General features: G+C 57.7%; 3 protein-coding genes and 1 pseudogene. All 4 read right to left on the bottom strand.

Annotation, left to right across the window (positions count from 1 at the left end):
• The coding region (locus AC1XOS_RS19930; RefSeq protein WP_481963964.1) for an SDR family NAD(P)-dependent oxidoreductase at positions 1–215 on the bottom strand (215 nt) is incomplete at its 3' end.
• A gap of 102 nt (positions 216–317) precedes the next feature.
• Entirely contained in the window at positions 318–4,163 is a 3,846-nt protein-coding gene (gene lacZ / locus AC1XOS_RS19925; protein WP_481963963.1) for a beta-galactosidase, LacZ type, read from the bottom strand.
• An 18-nt stretch (positions 4,164–4,181) separates the two neighbouring features.
• Complete coding sequence (locus AC1XOS_RS19920) at positions 4,182–4,358, bottom strand: carboxymuconolactone decarboxylase family protein (protein WP_481963962.1); 177 nt, start codon at positions 4,356–4,358, stop codon at positions 4,182–4,184.
• Between the two features lie 111 nt (positions 4,359–4,469).
• Positions 4,470–4,651 (bottom strand): annotated as a pseudogene (locus tag AC1XOS_RS19915) (hypothetical protein); the annotation flags it as partial.

The following is a 4,651-nucleotide window of genomic DNA, read 5'->3' as shown; positions in this document are numbered from 1 at the left end:
AGCCCCTTACATGCTTCGGGAGTAGAAAGATCGGCGGGCATGATCACGGTCTTCTCGGGTAGGCCAATCTCCTCCGCCAGTGCTTCGAGCTTCTCACGGCGGGTTCCGTTGAGAACCACAGTCGCCCCCGCCTCCGCATAGGCCTTTGCAATCGCCGAGCCAATGCCACCACTGGCGCCGGTCACCAGCGCCACTTTTCCCTCTAAACCAAACAAACTCTCTAAAATTGCCATATTTCTCCTAGGACGGTAAACGTCCGGCTTTGGAGCGCTTCGCGCCGCCTCCGTCGTTCCTCCGTCGGTAAATTTGCCCCACGTTTACCGTGAGGGCTCTGTTAATAGATTCAGCTCCGCCACCGACGACCACTGTTTACCATTCACTTCCGACTGGGCGACTAAGCGGGCATAGCGGGCAGTGATGGGAGCGCTGAAGAGAACACGCTGGATACTGGACGTGTTGGGGAAGCTCCCCGAAGACACCGAGCGCCAGCTTTGGCCATCCTGGCTGACTTCGAAGCTGTAGCGCCCGATACGGCCATTTTCCTGCCCCTGGCGCGGAAGATACTCAAAGCCGGTAAGAGTTTCCTCATCGCCTAAGTTGATCGTCAGTGCATGTGGCGGCCCTGGCTCACGCTGGCTCCACTCGGTGTGCCAGAAAGTATCGGGATCGTTGTCGAAGGCATTGGCGGGACTTCCTTCGCTGGGCTCGGTGCTATCGGCACTCACGCGCCAGCGAGCACGGCTCAGGCGAGCCACGGGGGTGATCTCGGGCAGAGTGACACTCACCAGCTCGCTGGCAGGAAGACCGACCACCACGGCACGTGCGGCAATCGTGGTCTCTCCTGCGGCAAAGAAGGGACGCTCATAGCCCTGCTCGGGGCCACCGTTGAGGCTGTAGCGCAAGGTTGCCTCAGGGAGCTTGTGAGAGATTGTCACCATTCCATCATCGCCACGGACAATGATCGGAGTGGCGGTGACAGGCAAGCGGCGGCGGGCGACCAGCGAGAGATCGCCCATCGGGGGTGAATAGGGCCGCAGAGAGAAGCGCAGCTGCGCGGTCTTATCGAGCTTACAGAGATACTTGCCCAGTGGACCGGGGCCGCATGATGCCCCCCCAAGGCCCATCTGGAGCCAGTCCACACAGAAGTTGATCTCGCTTCGCGGGATGAGTTTCTTGTAGATTTTCTCCTGGCCCTGCCGGTGGCGAGCGCTATCCAGATCCTCAGGCAAGAAGTAGCTCGCCGACATCGCCAGCGGCTCGTCTTCCGCGACGATTAACAAGCCCATTTTTGTCTTGTCTAGGAGCGCGGACCAGCGGCAGCTCTCTTTATTGCCATTTTCTTGGGGGCGCACATAGGCAACGTACTGGTCTTTGACAGTTCCGCTCCAGAACCCGACATCCATGGCGGACTTCCGGTCAGGGTAGGACTCACTGGGGCCATGTCCCAGCCAAGTGAAGTTACTAAAGCCCGTGGGGGTTGAAAACCGCGCACCAAGACGCGGCAGCGACGGAAGACTGCCAATCGGATCAATTTTCCAGTCCACCAAGATCGTGCCATTGCGAAGGAGGGTGTAAAGAGCGGTCTGGCTAAAGCCATTGCCTTTTGTTCCGATCCACTTCGACTTGATCGTAACTGTCATCGTGCCACCATCGGCAGAGTTCTTATAGACAAACGAGTCTGCACTGGGAGTGAGACTTGCCAGACCCGCGTCCTGAAATCCCCCACGGAGCCAGCCATCGTTGTCGGTCAAGGCGCGGTAGGCATTGAGTGTGAGGCCGCGTCCTGCCAGCACGAGCTTTTTGTTCTGCGTCAGCCTCTCCAGAATTCCCGTATCACGGTTAAAAACAAACTCAAAGTTGGCACCAACCCGGGTGAACGTAACCCGCCCAGGGCCGTATTTCTGGAGGTCAATCACCCACTGGCCCTTGGGATCTAGAGGTGACAGTGCGATAAAGGGCGCGGCCCTGGACTGCCAGGGGAGCTTGAGCTGCTCCCAAGCGATCTCGTAGTCCTCTTCGAGAAAGTCCGTGGCCTTGTTGACCCGGAATGAGACTGTCACAAAGTACTCCGCACCAGGTCGCAAGCTTGGGCGCTTCAGAGGTAGCGTCAGAGACACGGTCTCACCCGGAGGGCAGCTTAGCGGGGGCAGATCGCCACTGGCGATGGGCTTGCCATCTTCTGCCAAGATATAGTGTGGAATGTACTGCTTCAGGTCTGTAAAGCTAAACTTATTGGTAACACGCACCCGCCCCGCCGCAAGATCCTCGGGAGCAATGGCCACGTTCTGGTAGCACTTCTTGACCTCATAGAGCTTTGGCGTTACTTTGCGATCCGGAGTCACGAGCCCATTGCAGCAGAAGTTTCCATCGTTTGGCTTGTCGTCGAAGTCGCCACCGTAGGCAAAGTAGCTCTCACCACCCGGTGCTTTTTTTGTCAGGCCCTGGTCGACCCAGTCCCAGATGCAGCCGCCCATGTTGCGCGGCGAGCTATCAAAGGCCGCCACATACTCGACAAGATTGCCGACAGCATTGCCCATCGCGTGGGCGTACTCACAGACAAAAAATGGCTTTTTGGCATTTTGTTTGCCTGCATTGATCACGTAGTCCACCGTGGGATACATGACGCTATCCACGCTGGTCACCGAGTTATCCCGCTCGTAGTGGATAGGCCGCGAGGGATCTAGTCTCTCGACAAGCTTCGCAGTAGCGGCAAAGTTTACGCCTGGCCCCGCCTCGTTGCCCAGTGACCACATGATGATACTCGGGTGGTTTTTATGGGTCTTAAGCATGCGCTCCGTGCGGTCTAGGTGGGCTTTCTGCCACTTCACATCGTGGCCCAAGCTCTCACGCCCGTAGCCCATGCCGTGGCTCTCGATATTGGCTTCATCAATCACATAGAGCCCATAGCGGTCACAGAGATCGTACCAGCGGGGGTCATTGGGGTAGTGTGCGCAGCGCACCGTGTTGATATTGAAGCGCTTCATGAGCTGAATATCTTTGGTCATGCTCTTGAGCGAGAGGGTGCGGCCTGTGTCCGGATCGTGCTCGTGCCGGTTGACTCCCTTGATCTTAACCGGCTGGCCATTGATCTTAAAGACTCCCTCCTGCCACTCGATCTTGCGAAAACCGATCCGGGTCGAGGTGGCTTCTTGGACGCCCCCGTTTTCGTCCTTGAGTGCCACCACCACGGTGTAGAGATTCGGTGTCTCCGCGGTCCACTTAGCCGGGTTTCCCACCTTGAGCGAGACCTCAGCACTGCGCTCTTGCCCACTGGGGAAGCCATCAATGAGTGCCTCAGTCAGCCCGATGCGCTTGCCGGTCTTGTCATAGAGGCTGACCTCGACTTTGCGCCCCTCGGAGCGTGCCTTCGAGAGATTTCGAATCCAGACACGGGTCTTGAGAGTCGCATCTTGGTACTTGCTGTCGAGCTCGGGCTTACAGAAAAAGTCACGAATCTGCACTTTAGGAGTCGAGTGGAGCCACACATCGCGGAAGATCCCCGAGTAGCGGAACATGTCCTGGTCTTCTAAGTAGCTCCCATCGCACCACCGATAGACCTCGACGGCCAGTAGGTTCTTTCCCGGCTTGAGGTACTTTGTGACATTGAACTCCGCCGGGTCTTTGCTGTCCTCCGAGTAGCCGACTTTCTTGCCATTCACCCAGACATAGAACGCACTGTAGACCCCGCCAAAGCGCACGAAAACCTCACGATTGTCCCAGTTCTCGGGCACGGTAAACTCCGTACGATACGAGCCAACGGGGTTGTTGTCGTGGGCGATAAACGGCGGGTTCTTGGCGTGGGGATAGGTAATATTGGTGTAGATCGGGATGCCGTAGCCCTTGAGCTCCCAGCATGAGGGCACCGCAATCGTAGCCCAGCTCTTGTCGTCAAAGTCAGGCTGAAAGAAGTTCTTCGGGCGATCCTCGGGCCTCGGCACCCAGTGAAACTTCCAGTTACCACTCAGCAGCTTGGCATAGGTCGCCGCTGCCGTGGACTCACGGCTCACCGCTCCTGCTGCTTTTACGCTATCGAAGCTCGCCATCTCGGCACGGGGCGCTTCTTTGTTAATCCCCACCACCGCTGGGTTCTCCCAGTCAGGTGCCTGAGCGTGAGCCATGCCCACCATGAGCAGCGCCAGTAGCGCCAGAACGGAACGCATCATAGGCTCATTGTAGCACGTCTAGGCTTTACCGATTCCCAGACCATCGGCAACTCGGTTGATGTAGTTAAACCAAGAGGCGATCAGATTCACTTGGAGAATCCCCGTATCGTCCAGCCCGGCAGCCCGCAACGTCTCTAAGTCCTCGGGGGTGATTTGGTAGGCATGACGTGTCAGCTTCTCCGTATAGGTGAGCATTGCCCGTTCTCGCTCCGTGAGTCCTGGTGCACTCCGCCAGTCACGCTTAATCGCCTCCGAAAGCTCTGTATCCAGCGTCTCGACACGCAGAAACTCTGCGTGAGACTCCGTTCAGTAGAAGCAGGCATTCAGCGACGAAACCGTGGCGGCGATCAGCTCGTGCTCCCGCCTAGAGAGCGGCAGCTCGGGGTTCATCAGAGCGCCAAACGTCGAAAATGCGTGCTTCAGCGCCTCGGGGATCAGCGAGTGCGATGCCACAATGCTCTCGTCGAGCACTGCCTTTGGAAGCCGAG

The sequence above is a fragment of the Armatimonas sp. genome (assembly GCF_964826245.1).
Note: the sequence above shows the minus strand (reverse complement) of the source record. Positions and strands in the feature narration are given on the sequence as shown.